The sequence below is a fragment of the Vibrio sp. YIC-376 genome (assembly GCF_052353105.1).
Classification (GTDB): Bacteria; Pseudomonadota; Gammaproteobacteria; order Enterobacterales; family Vibrionaceae; genus Vibrio.
On sequence record NZ_JBBWFK010000012.1, the window covers coordinates 1 to 24,190 of the forward strand.

The 24,190-nt window shown below is 44.6% G+C and carries 18 protein-coding genes, 1 tRNA gene and 1 rRNA gene; 6 read left to right on the forward strand and 14 right to left on the reverse strand.

All coding sequences use genetic code 11. The features are described from left to right. Nucleotides 1-5 precede the first annotated feature (5 nt). Nucleotides 6-1,558, reverse strand: a 16S ribosomal RNA gene (locus tag WJM94_RS19195). 484 nt (nucleotides 1,559-2,042) lie between these two features. Next, nucleotides 2,043-3,296 carry an HD-GYP domain-containing protein gene (locus tag WJM94_RS19200; protein ID WP_444495800.1) on the reverse strand — a complete coding sequence of 418 codons (1,254 nt, stop codon included), beginning with the start codon at nucleotides 3,294-3,296 and terminating at the stop codon, nucleotides 2,043-2,045. Between the two features lie 302 nt (nucleotides 3,297-3,598). On the opposite strand from WJM94_RS19200, the gene WJM94_RS19205 reads away from it, so the two are divergent. Next, nucleotides 3,599-4,273, forward strand: coding sequence for an SDR family oxidoreductase (locus WJM94_RS19205; RefSeq protein ID WP_444495801.1), 675 nt, complete (start codon nucleotides 3,599-3,601; stop codon nucleotides 4,271-4,273). A 233-nt stretch (nucleotides 4,274-4,506) separates the two neighbouring features. On the opposite strand, the gene fucO is transcribed toward WJM94_RS19205, so the two are convergent. From fucO to WJM94_RS19255, 10 genes are all read right to left on the reverse strand, one after another. Then, nucleotides 4,507-5,658: a lactaldehyde reductase gene (gene fucO / locus WJM94_RS19210; protein WP_444495802.1), complete on the reverse strand. Its 1,152-nt coding sequence runs from the start codon at nucleotides 5,656-5,658 to the stop codon at nucleotides 4,507-4,509. A 15-nt stretch (nucleotides 5,659-5,673) separates the two neighbouring features. Further along, nucleotides 5,674-6,321, reverse strand: coding sequence for an L-fuculose-phosphate aldolase (gene fucA / locus WJM94_RS19215; protein WP_444495803.1), 648 nt, complete (start codon nucleotides 6,319-6,321; stop codon nucleotides 5,674-5,676). A gap of 17 nt (nucleotides 6,322-6,338) precedes the next feature. Next, nucleotides 6,339-6,770 carry an L-fucose mutarotase gene (gene fucU / locus WJM94_RS19220; RefSeq protein ID WP_444495804.1) on the reverse strand — a complete coding sequence of 144 codons (432 nt, stop codon included), beginning with the start codon at nucleotides 6,768-6,770 and terminating at the stop codon, nucleotides 6,339-6,341. After that, the gene (fucK, locus tag WJM94_RS19225; protein WP_444495805.1) at nucleotides 6,763-8,217 is read right to left on the reverse strand and encodes an L-fuculokinase; all 1,455 of its coding nucleotides are present in this window, start codon (nucleotides 8,215-8,217) and stop codon (nucleotides 6,763-6,765) included. Before fucK ends, fucU begins: the two co-directional genes overlap by 8 nt. 41 nt (nucleotides 8,218-8,258) lie before the next feature. Further along, nucleotides 8,259-10,007 carry an L-fucose isomerase gene (fucI, locus tag WJM94_RS19230; protein ID WP_444495806.1) on the reverse strand — a complete coding sequence of 583 codons (1,749 nt, stop codon included), beginning with the start codon at nucleotides 10,005-10,007 and terminating at the stop codon, nucleotides 8,259-8,261. A gap of 32 nt (nucleotides 10,008-10,039) precedes the next feature. After that, nucleotides 10,040-11,350, reverse strand: a complete 1,311-nt coding sequence (gene fucP / locus WJM94_RS19235; protein WP_444495807.1) for an L-fucose:H+ symporter permease — start codon at nucleotides 11,348-11,350, stop codon at nucleotides 10,040-10,042. A 75-nt stretch (nucleotides 11,351-11,425) separates the two neighbouring features. Continuing rightward, complete coding sequence (locus WJM94_RS19240) at nucleotides 11,426-12,136, reverse strand: DeoR/GlpR family DNA-binding transcription regulator (RefSeq protein WP_444495808.1); 711 nt, start codon at nucleotides 12,134-12,136, stop codon at nucleotides 11,426-11,428. Between the two features lie 669 nt (nucleotides 12,137-12,805). Next, complete coding sequence (locus WJM94_RS19245; RefSeq protein ID WP_444495809.1) at nucleotides 12,806-13,741, reverse strand: bile acid:sodium symporter family protein; 936 nt, start codon at nucleotides 13,739-13,741, stop codon at nucleotides 12,806-12,808. A 542-nt stretch (nucleotides 13,742-14,283) separates the two neighbouring features. Beyond that, a tRNA-Leu gene (locus WJM94_RS19250) sits at nucleotides 14,284-14,368 on the reverse strand. Nucleotides 14,369-14,556: 188 nt separating this feature from the next. After that, a complete protein-coding gene (locus tag WJM94_RS19255) occupies nucleotides 14,557-15,222 on the reverse strand; it encodes an SDR family NAD(P)-dependent oxidoreductase (RefSeq protein WP_444495810.1) in 666 nt (221 codons plus the stop codon). Nucleotides 15,223-15,466: 244 nt separating this feature from the next. On the opposite strand from WJM94_RS19255, the gene WJM94_RS19260 reads away from it, so the two are divergent. Continuing rightward, complete coding sequence (locus tag WJM94_RS19260) at nucleotides 15,467-15,946, forward strand: RDD family protein (RefSeq protein ID WP_444495811.1); 480 nt, start codon at nucleotides 15,467-15,469, stop codon at nucleotides 15,944-15,946. Between the two features lie 51 nt (nucleotides 15,947-15,997). Here the strand turns inward: WJM94_RS19260 and lptG are convergent, their stop codons facing one another. Both lptG and lptF read right to left on the reverse strand, forming a co-directional pair. Then, entirely contained in the window at nucleotides 15,998-17,068 is a 1,071-nt protein-coding gene (gene lptG, locus WJM94_RS19265) for an LPS export ABC transporter permease LptG (RefSeq protein WP_444495812.1), read from the reverse strand. Nucleotides 17,069-17,071: 3 nt separating this feature from the next. Then, nucleotides 17,072-18,172 carry an LPS export ABC transporter permease LptF gene (lptF, locus tag WJM94_RS19270; protein WP_444495813.1) on the reverse strand — a complete coding sequence of 367 codons (1,101 nt, stop codon included), beginning with the start codon at nucleotides 18,170-18,172 and terminating at the stop codon, nucleotides 17,072-17,074. A gap of 200 nt (nucleotides 18,173-18,372) precedes the next feature. On the opposite strand from lptF, the gene pepA reads away from it, so the two are divergent. The 4 genes from pepA (at nucleotide 18,373) to WJM94_RS19290 (ending at nucleotide 24,153) form a co-directional block, all read left to right on the forward strand. Beyond that, entirely contained in the window at nucleotides 18,373-19,881 is a 1,509-nt protein-coding gene (pepA, locus tag WJM94_RS19275) for a leucyl aminopeptidase (RefSeq protein WP_444495814.1), read from the forward strand. A 115-nt stretch (nucleotides 19,882-19,996) separates the two neighbouring features. After that, on the forward strand, nucleotides 19,997-20,446 hold the full coding sequence (locus tag WJM94_RS19280; protein WP_444495884.1) for a DNA polymerase III subunit chi: 450 nt from the start codon (nucleotides 19,997-19,999) through the stop codon (nucleotides 20,444-20,446). A gap of 218 nt (nucleotides 20,447-20,664) precedes the next feature. Next, nucleotides 20,665-23,523, forward strand: a complete 2,859-nt coding sequence (locus WJM94_RS19285; RefSeq protein ID WP_444495815.1) for a valine--tRNA ligase — start codon at nucleotides 20,665-20,667, stop codon at nucleotides 23,521-23,523. Between the two features lie 225 nt (nucleotides 23,524-23,748). Beyond that, nucleotides 23,749-24,153, forward strand: a complete 405-nt coding sequence (locus tag WJM94_RS19290) for a DUF2061 domain-containing protein (RefSeq protein ID WP_444495816.1) — start codon at nucleotides 23,749-23,751, stop codon at nucleotides 24,151-24,153. Nucleotides 24,154-24,190: the final 37 nt, after the last annotated feature.

Genomic DNA, 24,190 nt, shown 5'->3' on the forward strand with positions numbered 1-24,190 from the left:
TCGTATAAGGAGGTGATCCAGCGCCAGGTTCCCCTAGCGCTACCTTGTTACGACTTCACCCCAGTCATGAACCACAAAGTGGTAAGCGTCCCCCCGAAGGTTAAACTACCTACTTCTTTTGCAGCCCACTCCCATGGTGTGACGGGCGGTGTGTACAAGGCCCGGGAACGTATTCACCGTGGCATTCTGATCCACGATTACTAGCGATTCCGACTTCATGGAGTCGAGTTGCAGACTCCAATCCGGACTACGACGCACTTTTTGGGATTCGCTCACTTTCGCAAGTTGGCCGCCCTCTGTATGCGCCATTGTAGCACGTGTGTAGCCCTACTCGTAAGGGCCATGATGACTTGACGTCGTCCCCACCTTCCTCCGGTTTATCACCGGCAGTCTCCCTGGAGTTCCCGACATTACTCGCTGGCAAACAAGGATAAGGGTTGCGCTCGTTGCGGGACTTAACCCAACATTTCACAACACGAGCTGACGACAGCCATGCAGCACCTGTCTCAGAGTTCCCGAAGGCACTCTAGCGTCTCCGCCAGATTCTCTGGATGTCAAGAGTAGGTAAGGTTCTTCGCGTTGCATCGAATTAAACCACATGCTCCACCGCTTGTGCGGGCCCCCGTCAATTCATTTGAGTTTTAATCTTGCGACCGTACTCCCCAGGCGGTCTACTTAACGCGTTAGCTCCGAAAGCCACGGCTCAAGGCCACAACCTCCAAGTAGACATCGTTTACGGCGTGGACTACCAGGGTATCTAATCCTGTTTGCTCCCCACGCTTTCGCATCTGAGTGTCAGTATCTGTCCAGGGGGCCGCCTTCGCCACCGGTATTCCTTCAGATCTCTACGCATTTCACCGCTACACCTGAAATTCTACCCCCCTCTACAGTACTCTAGTCTGCCAGTTTCAAATGCTATTCCGAGGTTGAGCCCCGGGCTTTCACATCTGACTTAACAAACCACCTGCATGCGCTTTACGCCCAGTAATTCCGATTAACGCTCGCACCCTCCGTATTACCGCGGCTGCTGGCACGGAGTTAGCCGGTGCTTCTTCTGTCGCTAACGTCAAATAATGCATCTATTAAACACACTACCTTCCTCACGACTGAAAGTGCTTTACAACCCGAAGGCCTTCTTCACACACGCGGCATGGCTGCATCAGGCTTGCGCCCATTGTGCAATATTCCCCACTGCTGCCTCCCGTAGGAGTCTGGACCGTGTCTCAGTTCCAGTGTGGCTGATCATCCTCTCAGACCAGCTAGGGATCGTCGCCTTGGTGAGCCCTTACCTCACCAACTAGCTAATCCCACCTAGGCATATCCTGACGCGAGAGGCCCGAAGGTCCCCCTCTTTGGCCCGAAGGCATCATGCGGTATTAGCCATCGTTTCCAATGGTTATCCCCCACATCAGGGCAATTTCCTAGGCATTACTCACCCGTCCGCCGCTCGCCGCCCAACAAATCCCCCGAAGGTTCAATGTTGTCGCTGCCGCTCGACTTGCATGTGTTAGGCCTGCCGCCAGCGTTCAATCTGAGCCATGATCAAACTCTTCAATTTAAGATTTTGTCGGCTCAATGAATACTGAACATTACATAAGTAATGTTTGAATTGACTGTGCTGAATCTTGCGATTCAATGGTCACTTCGTATCATTGAAACCTAATTTGAAACCGAAGTTTCTAATTGGATTATCATCAACGAGTGCCCACACAGATTGATAGGTTTATATTGTTAAAGAGCTTGCTTTTCGAGAAGTTTTCCTCTCAAAGCGGAGGTGCATTCTAGCGATTTGATTGAGAGTGTCAAACACTTTTTTCAACTTATTTGCGTAGAAGCTTTTCACCTCTCCGACCCTGCTGAAGCCTTATCGCGTCTGCCGTGTCGGTGGATGCGCATTATAGGGAGAAGAATTTCTTTGGCAATACTAAAAACGCATTTTTTCTAAAAAAACATGCCAAACGGACAATTTCCATCCAGCCTTAAAATTACCCCAAAATAACACTCAGGATTTCTACATAATACTCACAAAACCCTGTGGATAACTAACCGTCACTCTCAAAAAAATATGATATCCGTGAGCGTGGATTAAGATACTCTTTTATCTTCTCCGGCAATTTGGATGGATGAATTGCATTTATAATCCTTAAGTCTTTCGACTCTAGGTCAATGATTGGAGCTTGAGTTCTCGGTACTGATGGGTCGTAAACCAAAACATTTGGGAATAGTAGATTCGAGGCATTTACAGAAATGACTAATCCAACCATATTGTTGGATAGCTGTACGACCGTCCCTGGAGGAAACACCCCCATAAACTTAATCAAGATATTAAGGTCTTCTTCTTTATATAGGTGTTGGCAGTTTTTATATAGATGAGAGAGCGCTGTATGCGGAATCTTTTGTTCTGCTGCAACTTGCGTATGGCACAAGTTATCAAACGCATTAGCCACAATAATGACTTGTGCAAACTCATTTATCTCATCCCCTTGCAACCCTTTCGGGTAGCCTGACCCGTCTCTTAACTCATGATGTTGAGCAATCACTACCTTAGCCGTTTCAGGGAAGTCCTCTATTTGATTGGCCAGATCCAAGCCATACTTAGTATGTAACTTTAAATAGTTTGCTTCGGGCTCTGTCAGGGGCACTTGTTTTCTTAAAATCGCCGTTGGGATTTTCACCTTCCCCATATCGTGAAAAAGTGCAGCGAAAGATAACTCCTTTAACTGCTCTGCAGAGTAACCTTTTGCACGGCCGATCATCATCGCAATGACAGCAACGTTAAGAGAATGAAAATAGATATCCTCAAATTCGTTTTTGCCATTCATCAAATGCAACGTGACATTGTCGTCACACATTAGTTTATCGACGATATCTTCTGTTAATTGCTTGGCTTCATTTACCGCGGCCGCTGGTCGATTACGAATCTTCATCATCACAGAACGCATACGAGCCAGTGAACGCTCAAACTCTTTTTCACATTGAATGACTCTGCGTCGGTAAGCACTCAGCCTTTCTATACGTTTCTCCTTCTCCTGCCACAACTTTTGCGTTTCTAGATCTAACGTCCCGTCATTCTTGACTGTATCGACATTATCCAAATTGAAAGGAAGCGGAGAAACTTCACTTTGTTCAGGATTATAGTACACAAACTTAACGCCGAGGTGACGAATCATCTCAACCTGTTCTTGGTCTTTAATTTTAAAGCTATTGAGTAGGAAGGGGTGCTCGTTCCACTTTAAGGGTAAGCGAATATGTAACCCCGGCTGGATACGATCCACGGTAAGTTTAATTGCTGCCACAGCTCACTACTAATTGAATTCTAACGACAAACCTCGAATATTAGTAAATTTTGATAACGAATTCATCAATAAGAACAAAAAACTACGAGGCGCGTATCGTCTAGAAGTTATGTATCTGCTTTAGACATTACAGTTTTTGCGTGTAAAGAGAAAAAAGACAAACGGGAATGCCAATAAACGAAGCGTTCAGTCACAGTTCAGCAGTCGATTAAATCGAAATCCCACACAGCCATTTGTCGTTCAGTTTAAGCGATGCATAATTAAATCTGGAATTCTTTCTTACGTTAACTCGGAGACACAAAATGAAAGTGCTTGTTACGGGTGCCAGCAGTGGTATTGGGTTTGAACTGGTAAAACAACTATGTGCTGAGCAGCATGACGTTTTTGCCACTGGCAGAAATCAAAATAAGTTAAGCGAATTACACAACATCACCGGATGTAAGTTTGGCGCTTATGACCTCGCTGACTCACAACAAGTGATAGATATGTTCAACCAAGCGATTGATGAACTCGGCGGATTGGACGTTCTGGTTAATAACGCTGGCCTGAACACTCGTAAGTGTACAGTTGATGAATTCTCTTTAGAAGAGTTCGACCAACAATATGCCATCAATTTAAGAGCTCCAGCGATTCTGTGCAGAGAAGCACTTTCAATTATGAAAGTACAAAAGTCGGGATACATCATTAATGTCACCAGCACAGTTGCCAAGCGCGCGAGTGAAACCATGGCGGTTTACACAGCGATGAAGCAAGGGCTATCTGGTTTTACGGGCGTACTAATGAAAGAAGCCCAACCTCATGGAATAAAAGTGACTAACCTATTACCAGGCGGTACCGACACCAACTTTAGAACCGCCAGTCGTCCTGAGTACATGCAACCCGAAAGCGTGGCTCGCACTATATTAGGGTTGCTAAAGCTGCCTGCAGATGTTGTGGTTCATGAAATGGTGTTTAGACCACCAGTGGAGCTTGAGTAGACAAACTTTTAGGACACAAGCAATAACGTAAAGAATTAAACAGCCAAACCGAGCTGTTAATACTACAAGGTCTACATCCTAGAAAACGACGAGTCAGTCACTTCTGAGCTGACTCACCTTTACTTCATTTCTTATTTCAATAATTTGACCTCTAAACCGACTAGAGAGTCACTTTGCATATTTTCCTAATGCCATAAAATAAAAATACTGATACATGCACTCGACTCAACAATTCAGCAAATACATGCGATATACAACTCCTCAATTTCTTGCGGTGTTGGTTGACGAGGATTACCGCCTAAACAGGGATCGGCTAACACTTTGTCTATCCAGTTTTTGCAATCGTCGTGACTAATTCCTAAGGTTTTGAAGCCCTCAGGGATGCCAACTCGCTTAGATAGTTGTCGAATTAAGTCGACAGCCAATTCAGCTGATTGTTTATCATCTAGACCTTCAATCTTCCCCCCCATGGCCTGTGCAATATCACGGAATCTCTCTGGATGCTCTTCTGCGTTAAAGGCACACACTTCCGGAAGCAAAATCGCGTTACACACACCATGAGGTAGGTTATGTGTCGCACCAGGCTGGTGAGCCATTGCGTGTACTAACCCTAAACCAGCACTATTGAAGGCCATTCCTGCAAGGAACTGTGCGTTGGCTAGCTCTTCGCGTGCTTTGATGTTTTGACCATCTTCAACCGCTACGGGTAGCCACTGGGTAATTAGGCGAATCGCTTCTAAAGCCATTGGTTTAGTCAAAGTGTGAGCGCCTGGCGTCACGTACGCTTCTATTGCGTGAGTCAGCGCATCCATACCCGTAGCTGCCGTGACATGGCTAGGTAAATTAATCATCAGAGTAGGATCATTAACCGCGATATCAGGGATTTGTTTTGAGTCAATAATGACCATCTTCACTTGTCTTTCTTCGTCGGTAATGACTGAGTTTGATGTCATTTCAGCAGCGGTACCCGCTGTGGTATTAATGGCAATGAAAAAATCGCCATCAATCTTCACCTTGCCAATGCCGTCAAAATCGACGATATCTCCGAGGTTTGACGCAACAATTCTAATTGCTTTCGCGCAATCTACCGGACTACCACCTCCAACCGCGATAAAACAATCACACCCCGTATCAACATACGTTTCCAAACCTTCACGCACGAGCGATGCCGTAGGGTTAGGCGTCACTCGATCAAACAACACATAGTCGATAGAAGCTTTATCGAGCAGTGCAAAGAGGTGATCTAAGATTCCCAACTCCACCAGATTTGCGTCGGTTACGATCAATGCCCGTTGAATTGGCTGCTGGCTCAACGTAGAAATAGCGTCATCAACTGCACCAACGCCTGAGTAACTCAGTTTTGGAAGGTTTAATGCAAAGGCCATTTTATTTACTCCTAATTACTTCTCAATTCGTAAGCCATATGACTTGAATTTTTCCAGAACAACTTGCATAGACTCGTCATCCAGCGTAGGAACCTCTGGGTTAACCGCTAAGGCTTTAAGATAAAGCTCTGCCAATACTTCGACTTCATGCGCTAACCAAAGTGCTTTGTCTAAGTTCACTTCTCCGGCGATCAAGCCATGGTGCTGAAGCAAGATTGCCTTGCTTTTTGAGATGCCTTCTTCCACGTACTTCGCTAACTGAGGGCTGCCAAAAGTAGCGTAAGGTACACAAGGAATTTCAGTCGTTCCCGATGCAGCGATCATGTAGTGAATAGCAGGGATTGATTTGTTCATAATAGAGACCGCAGCGCAGTTGATCGCATGATTATGTACCACGGCGTTCATGTCTGGACGATGATGATAGCAAGTCAGGTGGAACAACCATTCAGACGAAGGAAGTTTACCGTCTTCAAAAGTGCCATCTTCCGCAACATAGACAATATGGTCAGGAGTCAGTTGTTCGTAAGGAATACCTGTTGGTGTGATTAGCATGCCGTTATCAAAACGCACACTGACGTTACCAGCAGTGCCTTGATTTAAACCTAAACGGGTCATTTCTAAACAGGTATCAATAATTTGTTGGGAAAGTTCTATTCGGTTCATTTCGTTAATCCTTAAAATTAAATGCTTGTTACGCCCTTTTTGAGAATAATATTGCCGTATTTCGCGGTTTCTCCTGTGAGTACCACGGCGTAGCACTGTTTTACACGCTCATAGAACGCATAACGTTCCAGTCTTTCTATGTGTTTGCTGGTTACTTCTTCAGCCGACATGGCGTGGCAGTATTTCTCTTCTACCGTTGGGTCCAATTCATCCCCGTCAACGGCCTGCATCATCACAAGTGGTTGTGGTACGTATTGGTCTAACTCAAATAGTGGAATGACACCGGTTAATAGCGTGTCCACTCCAACGCCGTCGCATCGAATCACATGGTTGCTGAACGTGTGAGCAGGAAAATGTGCATCAGCAAACAGGATCTCGTCGCCATGCCCCATTTCAGAAAGTGTCGCCAGTAGCGTTGGCGAAATTGCAGGGTGAATACCTTTAAGCATGGCTGTGCTCCTGTTTTATTTGATTTAAGACTGATGTTGCTTCTGGATAGACCACACGCAATTGAGGACGCATGTTTTGTTGAGATTCATCTATAGAGCGGTATAAACCCACGCCGTAAAAGGCGAACATCGCGGCACCGATTACTGTCGCTTCGGCCTGCTCTACGATATGGAGCGGTCGTTGCAACGCGTTGGCGCGCAATTGATTCCAAAGCTGATTTTTAGTGCCACCACCCACAACAACGATTGGATCATCGCTTAATTGACACAATTGATTCAGATACATAAAACGTTGTTTAAGCTGCAGACTTAAACCTTCGAATACCGCTCGTGCGATCTGACCGCGCGAGGTATGAATGGAAAGACCTTCTATTGATCCTTGACCAATACCACCTTCATCAACAGATAGATTTGGCTTAAATACCACACCACCAGCCCCAGACCCGGCTGCTTCAGCTTCATTTATCATGGTGGTGTACAAATCGTTCGAGTGCTTTTCTGCACTGTAAAATTGCGTCACAACCCATTCAACGACCGCACTAGAGAGCCACTGTATAGCTGGGTTGTACAACCCCTTTAATGAGTCGAGCTCTACGGTTACTCCGTTATCCAACGCTTGCTGATTGAGTGCAGGCCGCAGGCTACGCGCCATTAATATTTCCCAGGTGCCTGAGCTCAAAAACGCTTGGTTCTCTTTCGCTCCTGATCCCACTAAGGCAAACTGAGTGTCGTGCCCTGCGGAAATAACTGGTGTTCCACTAACAAGCCCTAATTGTTTGGCGATGTTTTCTGAAACATATCCCACCTTTTCACCGGCCATCACAAGCCTAGGGAAGTGATTCGATGTCAGGCCAAGGTAATGCAACGCTTTATCATTCCAGCCGCAGGTTTCCACACTGGTCAGCATGGATGTGCCAGCCATTGTGTAATCGGCCGTCATTTCGCCAGTAAGCCTGTGGGTGATCATTGACGAAATGAAGACAAATTTATCCATCTTTGCGTACACTTCAGGCTCGTTCTCTTTGAGCCAACGCAATTTGTAAAGCGTGTTAAAGCTGTAGTCTCCAATCCCGTTGTTGCGGTAGAGATCCAGACGATCAACCTCTTCTTCTACCTTTCTCATTACCGGTATGGTTCTCGGGCATTTCCAAGAGATAATTGGGTAAATCTGATTTCCGTCGCTATCAAACGGGGCACCATCAACGCCAAATGTCGTTACAGTTACACCCAGAATATTTTGCGCTCCGACTTGATTCACAACGTACTGACCACACTCAAGGAGTTTTTGCCAGATCTCTTCGAAATCCCACACATAATAACTTGGGTTTTGCGCATCACATTTGGTCGAGTTTTTTATGAAATGAGACGCCACGATCGTGCCTTTTTGGTCAATCGCAATGGCACGTAAGTTGGTCGCACCACAATCTAAAACAATCACTACAGACATGGGGGCTCCTAAAAGGGGCGGAGTAACCCCGCCCGTGAAGATTACTTGTATAAAGGACCAAAGTTTTCGCAAGCGCGGTAGTCTTGCCCTTCTTTATCCTGACCAAATGCAGTCCATGTGTGAGGGCGGAATATGTCTTGCTCTTCGATGTTGTGCATTGCCACTGGAATACGCAACATGGAAGCAAGCGTGATCAAGTCAGCACCAACGTGACCGTAAGAGATAACACAGTGGTTCGCGCCCCAATTTGCCATGACTGAATACACATCTTTAAACGCACCTTCACCCGTCAGGCGTGGAGCAAACCAAGTGGTTGGCCATGTAGGGTTTGTACGCTCATTAAGTGTTTCATGCACCTCGGCAGGTAGCGTCACCGAATGACCTTCTGCGATTTGCAGTACCGGACCAATGCCCTTAATGATGTTGATACGATGCATCGTAAATGGCATACCACCATGAGTCAGGAAGTTAGATGAGAAACCACCGCCACGGAAATATTCAACATCTGCAGGTGGCCATTGGGTCGCAGCCAGACACGCTTCTGCATCCTGTGCATTCATATTCCAATGAGGTTTAAATACAGGTTGACCTTGCTCATCACGAGCTTCCCCACAGCCATCCAGCGCCGCTGAACCTGAGTTAATAAGGTGAATCAATCCAGACTCTGGGCGGAAGCCACTGACACGCTCTACTGAATCTTGAGACCAGTAAGTACGAACATCACAGAATACTTGCGCTTGGCCTGTCAGCATTTTTCCGAACAGCATATTTACGCCGTTTAAGCAGTCGTTTTCTGTCGCAATAGCAAAAGGTTCACGGATTCCGTTCCAGTCAAATGACGAGTTCAGGACAGCCTCGCTAAAGTCTCCATTCGGTAAGTGATCCGTCCAATGACGTTGACCTTGGAAACCGCCTGCAACAGCGTTGTGCCCCATTGCTTCTTCCGCGTAGCCCATTTCTGCTAGTTTTGGGTTACCAATCATCAGATCGCGCATGATCATCGTCATCTTAACCACGGTTTCCCAATCTTCCGTTTTACGCTCTTCGGTCATTGGAACTCGGTTGTAATCTTTACCTTCTTTGCAATGTTCTTTTGTCCACGACAACGCCAGTTCAAACTCTTCTTTATCGAAGATTTCTCGGTCTAGACGACGTTTAATTTCAGTCATGTCAACATACTCGTTGCGCATGCCTAAGTAGTGTTGGAAGAACGGCTGGTCTACGATAGAACCCGCAATCCCCATTGAGACCGAGCCCATAGATAGATAGGATTTACCGCGAATAGAAGCAACAGTTAAACCTGCGCGGCAGAAACGAAGGATCTTATCTTGAACATCGCTAGGAATAGACGTGTCATCTTTATCCTGAACTTCTTCTCCATAGATAGAAAACGCAGGTAAACCAAGTTGAGAGTGACCTGCCATTGCTGCGGCTAGATATACAGCCCCAGGACGTTCGGTACCGTTGAAGCCCCAAATAGCTTTTGGCAGATGTGGATCCATATCCAACGTTTGAGTACCGTAACACCAGCAAGGGGTAACGGTAATAGACACACCAACGTTCTCACGTTTGAATTTTTCTGCGCAAGCTGATGCTTCCGCTACGCCGCCAATTGTCGTATCTGCGATAACACATTCAATAGCTTCACCGCTAACGTGACGTACATTTTCAGTAATAAACTTGGCTAGGTTGTTAGCCATGTTCATAGTTTGATCTTCAAGAGATTCACGAACACCAAGACGACGACCATCGATTGTTGGACGAATACCGATTTTTACTAAGTTTTTCATTTTTCGATTCTCTATTTCACATTAACGTGGGATTAATTTTTAATTTGGTAGCCTTTAAGGCCAAAGAATACTAAGTAGACAAAGCCAATCAGCGGGATAATGAAAGCAGCCTGGATGCCCATCGAGTCAGACAATTGCCCCATGATTGCGGTTAACACAGCGCCGCCAAGAATGGCCATAATCAAGCAACTGCCACCGAATTTAGAATCACTGCCAAGGTCGCGTAGTGATAAGCCGAAGATAGTTGGGAACATCAGTGACATACAGGCAGAGATACCAACCAAAGCGTATGCTCCCGTTGTACCGCCAATGGTCATTAGAACCAGTACTAGCAGCGCGGCAATCAAGGCCAGTGCAGCAAGAAGTTTTTCAGGGGCAATGAATTTCATTAACCCTACACAGATGAAGCGGAAAGCGCTGAAGACGATAATTGAAGCAAGTAGGAAGTTAGAAGCTTCCGCTTCTGTACCACCGACTTGAGTCATCACATAGCGGATAGTCCAAGACCAACAACCAATCTGCGCACCGACGTAGAAGAACTGGCCGATAACACCGAGAACAAAGTGCTTTTTCTTCAGTAAACGACCAAACGTTGCACGTAAAGACTGATCGATGTCAGTTGTTGCTACAACCTCACGAACATTTGGCATTTTGGTAAATGCAATGGCGAGCCATACCACAATGATGACCGCAGCAACGGCGAGATAAGGCATCATAACTGCGTTAAGTTCCGCCGTTTGGATGATGTCGAGTTGCTCACTTGACATTGCCGCGCGTTCCGAATCTGTCGCAGGGTGAAGCTGTGAAAGGATATAAATCTTACCGATAAGTACGCCTGTAATAGAGCCCACCGGGTTAAAAGCTTGGGCGATATTCAAACGGCGAGTCGCAGTTGACTCAGGACCCATTGCAATAATGTATGGGTTAGCACTTGTTTCTAAAATTGACAGACCACCAGCGAGTACAAAAAGCGCCATCAGAAATGGTAAGTACTCCATCGCCTGTGCTGCGGGATAGAAAAGTAGTGCACCAGAGGCGAACAGACCAAGTCCAAGCAATACGCCTGCTTTATAGCTATAGCGCTGAATAAATATCGCAGCAGGTAAAGCCAACACAAAATACGCGCCATAAAAGGCCGTTTGTACTAAACCTGACTGCATGTCTGTTAGAGTAAATACCTTACGAAACTGAGCAATCAGTACATCGGTCATATTATTTGCAAGGCCCCACAGGGAAAAGCAAGCAGTAAGTAATATAAAAGGTATTAGTATTGATTTGGGTATTACTTCAATTGTGTCTTTTTTAGAACTTATTGGATTAGTGGATGATAAAACGTCCGTCATTTTAATTTCCTTCAAGTGCCACTATTCCTTCCATATGACAGGAATAGTTTTTACATTATTTAAAATTAATTAGAACTATGTATTAATATCAGCATTAGATATTAAAATATCTATTTCATCGAAGTCGCAGACCTTTAATAGACTTTTTTTCTTATATTTGCTCTTATCAGCTAAGAGGATTACTTTTTCTGACACATTAATGAACATTTGCTTTATTTCATAGTTGTATTCATTGGAGTCCCATACTCCTGATAACTCATCGAACCCAACACATGATATAACACTGACATCAAGTGACATTTCAGCTAAGGTTTTTCTCGCAATAAGGCCATAGAAAGCTTTGTACTTTTCGGAAAAAGAACCACCCAAACTAATTATTGAAATGTTATTTTTACCACTTAACACATTTATATTGTTAATAGAGTTGGTTACTACCGTACACTTCATATTAGGAAGAGCTTGGGCCACAAGCCAACTAGAGGAACTTGCATCTAGCCCAACAACTGAACCTTCGTAAATATTGGAAATGACTTGATCAACTAAATCCATTTTATCGTTAACATTGCGATTCGCTCTGTTATTGAAAGATGTTCCTTCATCTTTATAGTTTTTACATATCGCGCCTCCATGAACTCGAATCAGCTCTCCTTTCTTACCTAGAACTTTCAGGTCTCTTCGTATCGTCTCTACTGAAACGTCTAAGTCATTAGCCAAATCAGTAACTGACGCCTTTCCAGACTTATTAACAACATTCAAAATATAGTTGGTTCTAGATATAGACTTCATTGTTCATCTTCTGAATTTCCTTTACATGCCGCTGATAATAACTTTTCTATTGCTTTATTTTGCGGGAGTGTTCACGTATTGATTTGGATTTGAAGCATATTGACCGTAATATAGAACGATCACACAAAAAAACGGGCATAATCAACGAAATTCGGTCATGACAAACAATTATTTAAAGAAAGTTTTACAACTAATTAAAATCATCAAAAACAAGAAAACAACCATCTATCAATAAATATATAATGAATTGGTAAAGTATTTATACAAAAAATTTATTTAAAAATAAAATTCATTTAATATCATTATTCCTAGAATTTATTTCTGGATTACATTCGTTTAATTTATTCTAAAATTTACACTTACTTATTATAACGCACTGATTAATAAATTTTTCAAATCTCTATAGAAAGCATTTTGACTCAACTACTTTCCCAGCTTGTCAGCATCCAAGGAAAAAAACTCAGTCTATTAAAGTGGAGGAATCGAGCGGCAAAACCTTCCAGCTACGTTTTTGCTTCGCTAACGGTGGATTTTACACTTGAGGGATTAGTTTTTAAGGTGTTTAGGAAAGTGGAGGTGAGTCGTTGTGATTTACCCGTTGTAACTTCCTGAATGAAAGAGAGCATTCAGGAAGTTAGTAGTGGTTTGATAATCGAGGTTAATACCAAGTTAGCTATTGGTTACCGTTTCAGGTTTACGAGTTTTTTTGCTTGCCCAATACCCCGCTAACAGAGAGCCTGAAATATTGTGCCAAACTGAGAATATTGTGCCTGCAATCGCCGATGCAGGTGAGAAGAACTTCATTGCCAGTGCTGTTGCTAAACCTGAATTCTGCAACCCCACTTCAAATGCAATCGTCCGGCATGTAGATTCATTGAAGCCAAGCAGACGGCAGCAGTAGTAACCCGCAGTCAGCCCTAAGCCATTGTGTAAAATGACCGCCAACGCAACTAAAGGCCCAACCGTATTGAGGTTTTCAGCGTTTAAGGCAACGACAATCGCGATAATAAGTACAATCGCAGCCATTGATACTAAAGGCAAGATAGCGTTTACCTCAACAACCACTTTAGGAATGAATGTGTTGATGATTACGCCAATCGAGACAGGAAGTAAAACGATCTTAACTAGGCTCATCAACATCCCTGAGACAGGAACATCAACACTTTGACCAATCAGTCCCTCGACAAGTAATGGCGTTAAAATTACGCCTAACAAGGTAGATATAGCCGTCATCGAAATGGAAAGTGCAACGTCACCTTTGGCCAGAAATACCATTACGTTCGATGACGTACCACCAGCAACACTGCCAACAAGTACCATACCTACCGTAAGTTCGGTGCTAAAACCTAATAAAAAGCTAATGAGTAGGGCCGTAAGAGGCATAATTAAAAATTGGAGAAATACGCCAACTCCCACGGCTTTTTTATGCTTAAGAACATTGAGAAAATCACTTGGTGATAAGCTTATTCCCATGGCGAGCATAATGATGGTAAGTAGCGGTACTATTTGAGATTTTAAATCGACAAAGAGACTAGGTGAAAAGTAAGCAGTTAAGGCGAATATAACAGCCCAAACAGGGAACAGCTGGGTTAATCTCCCTATCATTTAAATTATCCTTTTCTTTTAATGGTGAAGTTGGCATCCCGTTAAACTTTGCTTTTTCGTAACAAAGTTGAAGGTGCCACAATGTAGATAGTTAAGACGGGCATCTTTTCACATATCTCAGTATCAAAAAAGGCAACCATACAAATACAGTTTGATATTTCATCATTAAACTTAGGGAGCCAATCATCGCACCAAAATAGTGAAAACCATCAGCCTAAAGTAGGCAAACTTCCAAACCATACTAGTGAATAATACTTTCACGACAAAAGACGACCTTGTTTTTCCTCCACCTTCAACATGTTACCGCCAAAAGTCCCCTACTCTTGAAAAAATATATGGCGCACTTATCTCCACACCAAACTAGCGCAAAGAATTGACAATCGATGAACCAAATATGGAGCAACGACTAGGTTTCGAAATCGAAAAAGTGAAAGGGTAAGAAAGAGTAAGGGTGAAGAAGTTATAGATAAAAGCGAGCAAACCTAGAATGTTCAAAGGCTATAAACGACGAAAGGCCGCTATAAAAGCGACCTTTCTATGTATGGTACCGGTGGGCGGACTTGAACCGCCACGCCCGAAGGCAACGGATTTTGAATCCGTCGTGTATACCAATTTCACCACACCGGCATCATTAGGCTTTTGCCCTTTGATGGTTGGCATTATACGTAAGCTTTTGACCTGCGCAAGCAGAAAAACCTTAAATAACTATCGTTTGCTGATAATTTCGCCACAATGTGTGACAAAGGAGAGTTCTAGCACCTATATCTTGTCAACAGCCCTTCGTTTTACAGCCATCTTCCCAATATCAATGGCGTTTATAAACGATTAACCGTGATATCAGAAACGTAGCCATTACCTATGCTCGACAGAGCATCATGAATCATTTGGGCTGCATCTTCAGACTGCATAAAGCTACTAGTATCCAATGACTTTCCACTAGATTCCCAAAACTCTGTCGCCATGCCCCCCGGGTAAACGGCGATTATTTTCATCGGCTTACCTTTTAGCTCTAAACGAACCGATTCAATTAAGCCTTTTACTGCCCATTTAACCGCGCAGTAAGTAGACTCCTGAGCTTTTGGTTGTTGTGCTGCTGTAGACATAATCATAACAACATTTACCGGATGGTCTTTGTATCGCTTAACCAACTCCCTCAACACATTAATCGCAGAATTGAGGTTGTTATTTATTAAGGTTTGAATGTGTTCTGGGTCTTGCTCTTCTAACAACCCAAAATAACCACTTCCCGCACTATGAATCACTGTTCTAGGGGGCTGTTCTAACGATTCAAATAATTGTTCAACGTCTTTATATAATGCGAGATCGCAGGCTTTGTAGCCGACATTATGAGGCAGTTTAGATGTGATTGCGGAGAGCTTACTCTCGCTTCTTCCTGTAAGGTACGTGGGTTTACCTTCCCCATCGTAAAGCTTCGCCAGTTGCGCGCCAAGTCCGCTGCTTGCGCCTGTAATGACAATCATATTCTACCTCTCTTAATTCCTAGGCTCAGTTTAAACGCAAGAGTAACGGAATACTCAACAGTTAACACTTTGCTCAAGCGATTATTTGAAGTTGCCTGCTTAGGCTCCTTTCTGAAGGCTTAATTATCAACGATAAAGTCGCGAAGATTTCACCACAATTAGAGAGTCTGTGCGTTGGGTCTCTTTTCACAAGAGAAGGGAATCTATATTCTGACCCACAATTTTTAAGGTAAGTGATGGAATTATGACTACTTCTACAACTCTTCCTCCAGCAGGACTATTTCGTCGATTAGCTGCTTTGTTCTATGACTCGTTGATTATCATTGCCATAGAAATGATGGCGGCTGGTGTGGTTATAGCAATTATTTTTGCACTCAATGCAGCAGGGTTACTCAGCTATGGGGAATATGTGGATGCAGCGGATATGCTCTCAAAGCATCCGGTAATAAGCCCGATATTTACGCTCTATTTAGCGGTGGTATGGATCTATTTCTTTGTTTTCTTCTGGACCCGTGCTGGTCAAACATTAGGGATGCGTGCCTGGAAGCTTCAAGTGCGTAACGCAGCCGATGGCTCACCGATTACTGTCACTCAAGCGTTGATTCGTCTGGGAACTTCTGGATTTGGTTTAGCTAACCTGACAGTGCCAATCGATCCAAAGAAACGCGGCTTCCACGATATATGGGCAAAAACTCAAGTCGTTGTATTACCTAAAGCGAAATAGGTAATCAGAATTAAAAAAGGAAGGCATTAGCCTTCCTTTTTGGTTTTTGTTTTAAAGCTTTCTTCTGAGCAAAGAAACAGCGATAGCCAAGAACACTAAACTAGGTGCTAACGCGCCAAATACTGGTGGAATACCGTATACCAACGTTAAAGGCCCGAAGAACTCACTTGAGATATAGAAAGTAAAGCCAGCGACCACGCCAGATAACACCCTCGCCCCCATAGTCACACTGCGTAATGGCCCAAATACAAACGACAATGCCATCAGCATCATAACCGCGATAGAAAGAGGCTGGCTCAGCTTGCGCCAAAACGCCAACTCATAACGAGACGCGTCTTGCTCGGATGATTTAAGGTAACTCACGTAATCGTAGAGACCACTTAGAGAAAGCTCTTCAGGCTTAACGGTCACTACTGCAAGCTTGTCCGGAGCCAGCGAGGTGTGCCATTCCATTTGTTCGACATTTTGCTTGGAGACAACGGTTTCGTCTTGCATGTCAGTGATTTGCACATCTCGCATTAACCAGTTGTTATCTTGATCGTAATCCACTTCTTCAGCAAAGATCACTTTCTGTAAGTTTTTATCATCATCAAAGCGCCACATGTTCAAAGCATACAGCTTGTCATCTTCTACTTTGCCGATAAAGATAAAGTCATTCGAATCACGCGCCCAAACTCCAGCTCTAACCGATACAATACTGCCGCCCGACATCGCAAAGGAACGTAAGTCTCGAGCCATCTTTTGAGCTTCGGGTGCACCCCACTGACCCAATGCCATCACAATCAGCATAAGAGGAACCGCTGTTTTCAGCACTGACAAACCGATATCTAATTTAGAGAAACCTGCAGCCTGCATTACCACCAGTTCAGAACTTGATGCCAACATCCCTAAACCAATCAAAGCACCAAGAAGAGCCGCCATCGGGAAAAACATTTCAATATCACGCGGAACGCTCAGCAACACAAAATATAGCGCGTGCGTAAGATCGTAGACTCCACGTCCAACTTTACGCAGCTGCTCTACGTATTTGATGATGCCAGATAGGCCAACGAAGGTTGCCAAAACCAAGGCAGTGGTAGAAATGATGGTTCTACCGATATAAAGGTCTAAGATTTTGAACACAGCTTACGCGAGCCTCTTCTTACGGAATTTTTCTTTCATTCGTCGAGCTGGAACACTGTCCATCATATTGGCCAGAACCGCCACTATCAGCAACATCGCATTAATAGGCCACATGCCAACGGTCGCCGGTATTGACCCATCTTCCAACGCTGATTTTGTCGCGCTGATTGCAAGGAAATAAGCCAAATAAATCAGTATTGCCGGGCCCATTTTAGCGAAACGGCCTTGGCGCGGGTTAACCGCAGACAACGGAATCACCAACATAGTAAGCAGTGGAATACACACAAATAGTGAGATACGCCATTGCAGCTCTGCTTGGGCTTCAGGATCGGGGTGACCAATCAAATCTACCGTTGGATAAGCTTCCCAGTCTCTGCCTTTCTTCTTAACTTCGCGCTGCCCGATGACGCCTTCATATTGATCAAACTTAGTGATCATATACTCAACGCGAGTTGGAATACCTTCGTAACGCGTTCCTTCTTTCATTGTGATGATCTGGCGACCATCCGATAGCTCTTGTACTTCGCCAGAAGAAGAGAACATCACACTAGGAAGAACCGAATCTCGTGGGCGCATCTGTGCGACAAACACATTACTTAATTTGCTGTCTTTTATGTCGTCAATGAATACCACTGAAGAACCATCCGGCGTGCCTTGGAATTGTCCTTTCTGCAATAGGTCTACACTGTTTTCCGCCGCAACTTGTTCGTAAAGCTGTTCTACTTTTTCTTGCGACCACGGGGACAACCACAAAGCGTTAAATGCCGCGACACCAGATGTGATCAGCGCCAAGTAAAGCGCAGCCTGCACCAGAAACTTGTTTCCGATACCTGTTGCGTTCATGACGACAATTTCGCTCTCCGCATACAAACGACCAAAAGTGATCAATATGCCGATATACAAACTTAACGGCAGCATCAATAACCCCATTGCTGGCATGTTCAAACCAACAATAGAGAAGATCAATCCAGCCGGAATATCCCCGTCAGAAGCGTCAGCGAGAACACTGATGAACTTCTGGCTCACAAACACCAAAAAAAGTACGAAAAAGATCGCAAATTGACTCTTGAGTGTTTCGCGGATCAAATATCTAACAATAATCACGCTGAAATTACCTATACAAAACTTGTTTTTTTGGTCGAATCACTATAGTTTCCCGTTGAACCATTTATTTTTTTAAAAATTATAAACTAAATGTTAGTCGCTTAATTAGCTCTGCGTGTAAGCCAAGAGCTAAAATTCAACAAGTAAGCGATCATTATCTAACATTTAGAGCAATTTGTCTTCAGGATGTAGGAGTACGCATGGAGTTCAGTGTAAAAAGTGGCAGTCCAGAGAAACAACGCAGCGCATGTATCGTTGTTGGTGTGTTTGAACCACGTCGCCTTTCTCCAGTAGCCGAACAACTTGATAAAATCAGTGACGGTTACATCAGTTCACTACTTCGCCGTGGTGATCTAGAGGGTAAACCTGGTCAGATGCTACTACTGCATCAAGTACCAGGAGTTTTGTCTGAGCGCGTTTTACTTGTTGGTTGTGGTAAAGAACGTGAGCTTGGCGAGCGCCAGTACAAGGAAATCATTCAAAAGACGATCAGCACACTTAACGAAACTGGCTCTATGGAAGCAGTATGTTTCCTGACTGAACTACACGTTAAAGGCCGTGATACTTACTGGAAAGTTCGCCAGGCAGTAGAAGCGACTAAAGATGGTCTGTACACATTTAACCAATTCAAGAGCGTTAAACCTGAAACTCGCCGCCCACTGCGTAAGCTTGTTTTCAACGTACCTACACGCCGTGAATTAAGCTTGGGTGAAAAAGCGATCACTCATGGTCTTGCTATCTCTTCTGGCGTAAAAGCGTCAAAAGACCTAGGCAACATGCCACCAAACGTAGCAAACCCAGCTTACCTTGCTTCACAAGCTCGTCGCCTGGCAGACGACTACGAGACAGTAACCACCAAGATCATTGGTGAGCAAGAGATGGAAAAACTGGGTATGACCTCATACCTGGCAGTAGGTCGTGGTTCGAAAAACGAATCTATGATGTCTATCATCGAGTACAAAGGTAACCCTGATTCAGAAGCAAAACCTATCGTACTGGTTGGTAAAGGCCTAACCTTCGATTCAGGCGGTATCTCTCTAAAACCTGGTGAAGGTATGGATGAGATGAAGTACGACATGTGTGGTGCAGCGTCTGTATTCGGTACAATGAAAGCGCTGGCGAAGCTAAATCTGCCAATCAACGTAATTGGTGTTCTTGCTGGTTGTGAAAACATGCCTGGCAGCAACGCTTACCGTCCGGGCGACATTCTAACAACGATGTCAGGTCAAACGGTTGAAGTACTAAATACGGATGCAGAAGGCCGATTAGTACTGTGTGACGCGCTGACTTATGTAGAGCGTTTCGAACCAGACTGTGTCGTTGACGTAGCAACACTAACGGGCGCTTGTGTCATTGCACTTGGTCACCACATCAGCGGCGTCCTTTCAAACCATAACCCACTTGCTCATGAGCTTGTAAACGCATCTGAGCAATCGAGTGATCGCGCATGGCGTCTACCAATGGCTGACGAATACCATGAGCAGCTGAAGAGCCCATTTGCTGATATGGCAAACATTGGCGGCCGTCCAGGCGGCACTATCACTGCGGGTTGTTTCTTGTCTAAGTTTGCGAAAAAGTACAACTGGGCACACATTGATATCGCTGGTACAGCATGGAAATCTGGTGCAGCCAAAGGCTCGACAGGTCGTCCTGTCTCAATGCTTGTCCAATTCCTTTTGAACCGCAGCGGCCAAGAGACAGAAGAATAATTTCTGAACAAAATCGAAAAGGGCCGCAAGGCCCTTTTTTATTATCTCCCGACTCTTTATAAAAGAGTTATGAAGATAAAGGTTTCAGCAAGAGACCAAACCAAGTGAGAGAATGATGCAAACAGCGACTTTCTACATCATTAAAGAAGATAGCCCACAAGCTCAAACTGCTGGCTTTGAAGAGTACGTTGTGTTTTTGGCTCAACACTTTGCCCGCCAAGGCGCTAAAGTTTATCTGAACTGCCATGACAAAGCGCATGCCGAACAACTGGCAGAAACCTTCTGGCAAATTGATGCAGACAAGTTCATGGCACATAATCTCGTTGGTGAAGGGCCGAAATACGCTACCAATATTGAAATTGGCCATAATGGGGTAAAACCATCCTGGAACCGTCAATTAGTAATTAATTTGGCGGAAAATGAGACAACCTTTGCGAACAAGTTTGCTCAAGTGGTAGACTTCGTGCCCTGCGAAGAAAAAGCTAAACAGCTCGCAAGAGAAAGATATAAAATTTACCGTCAAGCAGGTTACCAACTGCAAACGATCGAAATTCAGTATCCTTAACGGTCAATCCTTATAGTTAAGCTCTCTCTTTAGAGAGTTCACTTATAGAGATTGACTAAGATTTACCATTAACCAGAATCGAACCTCTAAATAGTTGGGCTTAGAGCAAGGCAACAAACGAGTAAATCCCTATGAACATACACGCGGTATTTGATTAGGGTTTACGAATGCAGTTAACGCCGCTATCAGCCCAAATATGACGAGGAAAAATGAGCGCTATGGAAAAGACATACAACCCAACTTCAATCGAACAAGCTCTGTATCAGACTTGGGAAGAGAAAGGCTACTTTAAGCCACACGGTGACACTACTAAAGAATCATACAGCATCATGATCCCGCCACCGAACGTCACTGGTAGCCTACATATGGGCCACGCGTTCCAAGATACGATCATGGATACGCTTATCCGCTGTGAACGTATGAAGGGTAAAAACACCCTTTGGCAAGTAGGTACTGACCACGCTGGTATCGCAACTCAGATGGTTGTTGAGCGTAAAATCGCTGCAGAAGAAGGCAAAACTAAGAACGATTACGGTCGTGAAGCTTTCATTGACAAAATCTGGGAATGGAAAGGCGAATCTGGCGGCACCATCACTAAGCAGCTACGTCGTCTTGGCGCATCAGTAGACTGGGATCGTGAACGCTTTACGATGGACGATGGTCTGTCTAACGCAGTTCAGGAAGTATTCGTACGTCTATACGAAGATGATCTTATCTACCGTGGCAAGCGTCTTGTTAACTGGGATCCAAAACTACACACTGCGATCTCAGATCTGGAAGTAGAAAACAAAGACACTAAAGGCAACATGTGGCACTTCCGCTACCCACTAGCCGATGGTGTAAAAACTGCTGATGGTAAAGACTACATCGTTGTAGCAACAACGCGTCCAGAGACCGTGCTGGGTGATACTGGTGTTGCTGTGAACCCAGAAGATCCACGTTACAAAGATCTTATTGGTAAAGAAATCATCCTTCCTCTCGTTGACCGTCGCATCCCTATCTTAGGCGATGAACACGCAGATATGGAAAAAGGTACTGGCTGTGTGAAAATCACACCTGCGCACGACTTCAATGACTACGAAGTGGGCAAGCGCCACCAGCTACCAATGATCAACATTCTGACTTTTGACGCGAACATCCGTGATGCGGCTGAAGTATTCAACACAAACGGCGAAGCAAGCGACGCATACAGCGCTGAACTTCCAGCGAAATACCACGGTATGGAGCGTTTTGCTGCACGTAAAGCTATCGTTGCAGATTTCGACGAGCTAGGTCTGCTTGAAGAAGTGAAAGATCACGATCTACAAGTTCCTTACGGCGATCGTGGTGGCGTGGTTATCGAACCAATGCTGACTGACCAATGGTACGTACGTACTGCGCCTTTGGCGAAAACAGCGGTTGAAGCCGTTGAAAACGGTGACATCCAGTTCGTTCCTAAGCAATACGAAAACATGTACTTCTCTTGGATGCGTGACGTTCAAGACTGGTGTATCTCTCGTCAGCTATGGTGGGGTCACCGCATCCCGGCTTGGTACGACAACCAAGGCAACGTTTATGTAGGTCGTAACGAAGAAGAAGTTCGTAACAACAACAACCTAGAATCAGTAATCGAACTGCACCAAGACGAAGACGTGCTGGATACATGGTTCTCTTCTGCTCTGTGGACGTTCGGTACTCAAGGTTGGCCAGAGCAAACTGACGATCTGAAAGTGTTCCACCCTTCAGACGTGCTAGTAACTGGTTTCGACATCATCTTCTTCTGGGTTGCACGCATGATCATGATGACCATGTACTTCGTGAAAGATGAAGACGGCAAGCCACAAGTACCATTCAAGACGGTTTACGTTACTGGTCTAATCCGTGACGAAAACGGCGACAAGATGTCTAAATCGAAAGGTAACGTACTTGATCCTATCGACATGATCGATGGTATCGACCTGGAGTCTCTGGTTGAGAAACGCACTGGCAACATGATGCAGCCTCAGCTAGCGAAGAAGATCGAGAAGAACACACGTAAGACGTTTGAAAACGGTATCGAAGCATACGGTACAGACGCACTGCGTTTCACTCTTGCAGCAATGGCTTCAACAGGTCGCGATATCAACTGGGATATGAAGCGTCTGGAAGGTTACCGTAACTTCTGTAACAAACTATGGAACGCAAGCCGTTACGTAATGATGAATACAGAAGAGCAAGATTGTGGCTTCAACGGTGGTGAGATCGAATACTCCTTAGCGGACAAGTGGATCGAATCTCAGTTTGAACTGGCTGCGAAAGCGTTTAACAACCATATCGACAACTTCCGTCTGGATATGGCGTCTAACACGCTTTATGAGTTCATCTGGAACCAATTCTGTGACTGGTACCTGGAGCTGACTAAACCTGTTCTATGGAAAGGTACTGAAGCGCAGCAACGTGGTACTCGTCGTACGCTAATCACGGTTCTTGAGAAGACGCTACGTCTGGCTCACCCAGTGATTCCTTACATCACTGAAACTATCTGGCAAAGCATCAAGCCTCTGGTTGACGGTGTGGAAGGTGAGACAATCATGCTGCAAGCCCTGCCTCAATTCGACGAAGCGAACTTCCACCAAGAAGCGCTAGACGACATCGAGTGGGTGAAAGCGTTCATCACGAGCATCCGTAACCTACGTGCTGAGTACGACATCAACCCGGGTAAACCGCTTGATGTGATGCTAAAATCAGCAAGCGAAGAAGACGCCGTTCGTCTGGAAGCGAACAAGCAAGTACTAATGTCTCTGGCGAAGCTAGAAGCGGTACGCGTTCTTGAGGCTGGCGAAGAAACTCCGGCATGTGCAACTGCACTGGTTGGTAAATCTGAGCTTATGATCCCGATGGCAGGCCTGATCGACAAAGACGCAGAGCTTGCTCGTCTGGATGGCGAAATTCAGAAAACTCATGGCGAGATCAAGCGTATCGAAGGCAAACTAGGTAACGAAGGCTTCGTAGCGAAAGCACCTGAAGCGGTTGTTGCTAAAGAACGTGAGAAGCTTGATGGCTACAAAGAGACACTGGCTAAGCTAGAAGAGCAAAAGAAAACCATCGCGGCACTTTAATCGCTAGCGTTGAATTAGAAGCCAAAAGCTTCTGCTCTTAAAATCAGAAAGGTTGGTCATTATGGCCAACCTTTTTTGTATCAGCTAATTTGTATCAGTTAGCCCAGCAAAAACCTTTCAATCGATAGCTTTTCCCTATCAAATTAATACTCACCACCCATTAGCGCTAATGAGAATTATTATTGATAATCTATTCATCGAAACAAACACGATTGAGTAATTATCATGAAAAAGACACTAACCTTCGCAGCGCTACATTTTACTATCGCCTTTAGTGTCGCTTATGTGCTTACTGGAGACATTCTAATTGGTAGTTTAATTGCCATGATCGAGCCATCGGTAAACACAGTCGCTTTTTACTTTCATGAAAAAGCTTGGACAAGTGTTCCGGCACTTAAAGCTCGTCAAACAATGACCAAACTAAAAACCGCAAGCTTTGCTACCGTGCACTTTAACGTCGCCTTCACCGTGGTGTATTTGTTAACTGGTGACGCGTTTATCGGTGGTGTAATGGCGATGTTGGAGCCGTCATTGAACACTGTGGTGTACTACTTCCACGAGAAAGTTTGGCTACGTAAATCGGTAAGCCAAACATCATTGCCTCACTTTGGATTGCATCGACATAGCTAACCGCAATATATTGAGCCTCTAAAAATTCATATATTAG

Coding starts and splice junctions, on each gene's coding strand:
- WJM94_RS19205 (WP_444495801.1), top strand. CDS start 3,599: ATGAAAGTGCTTGTTACGGGTGCCAGCAGTGGTATTGGGTTTGAACTG.
- fucO (WP_444495802.1), bottom strand. CDS start 5,658: ATGGCCTTTGCATTAAACCTTCCAAAACTGAGTTACTCAGGCGTTGGT.
- fucA (WP_444495803.1), bottom strand. CDS start 6,321: ATGAACCGAATAGAACTTTCCCAACAAATTATTGATACCTGTTTAGAA.
- fucU (WP_444495804.1), bottom strand. CDS start 6,770: ATGCTTAAAGGTATTCACCCTGCAATTTCGCCAACGCTACTGGCGACA.
- fucK (WP_444495805.1), bottom strand. CDS start 8,217: ATGTCTGTAGTGATTGTTTTAGATTGTGGTGCGACCAACTTACGTGCC.
- fucI (WP_444495806.1), bottom strand. CDS start 10,007: ATGAAAAACTTAGTAAAAATCGGTATTCGTCCAACAATCGATGGTCGT.
- fucP (WP_444495807.1), bottom strand. CDS start 11,350: ATGACGGACGTTTTATCATCCACTAATCCAATAAGTTCTAAAAAAGAC.
- WJM94_RS19240 (WP_444495808.1), bottom strand. CDS start 12,136: ATGAAGTCTATATCTAGAACCAACTATATTTTGAATGTTGTTAATAAG.
- WJM94_RS19245 (WP_444495809.1), bottom strand. CDS start 13,741: ATGATAGGGAGATTAACCCAGCTGTTCCCTGTTTGGGCTGTTATATTC.
- WJM94_RS19255 (WP_444495810.1), bottom strand. CDS start 15,222: ATGATTGTCATTACAGGCGCAAGCAGCGGACTTGGCGCGCAACTGGCG.
- WJM94_RS19260 (WP_444495811.1), top strand. CDS start 15,467: ATGACTACTTCTACAACTCTTCCTCCAGCAGGACTATTTCGTCGATTA.
- pepA (WP_444495814.1), top strand. CDS start 18,373: ATGGAGTTCAGTGTAAAAAGTGGCAGTCCAGAGAAACAACGCAGCGCA.
- WJM94_RS19280 (WP_444495884.1), top strand. CDS start 19,997: ATGCAAACAGCGACTTTCTACATCATTAAAGAAGATAGCCCACAAGCT.
- WJM94_RS19285 (WP_444495815.1), top strand. CDS start 20,665: ATGGAAAAGACATACAACCCAACTTCAATCGAACAAGCTCTGTATCAG.
- WJM94_RS19290 (WP_444495816.1), top strand. CDS start 23,749: ATGAAAAAGACACTAACCTTCGCAGCGCTACATTTTACTATCGCCTTT.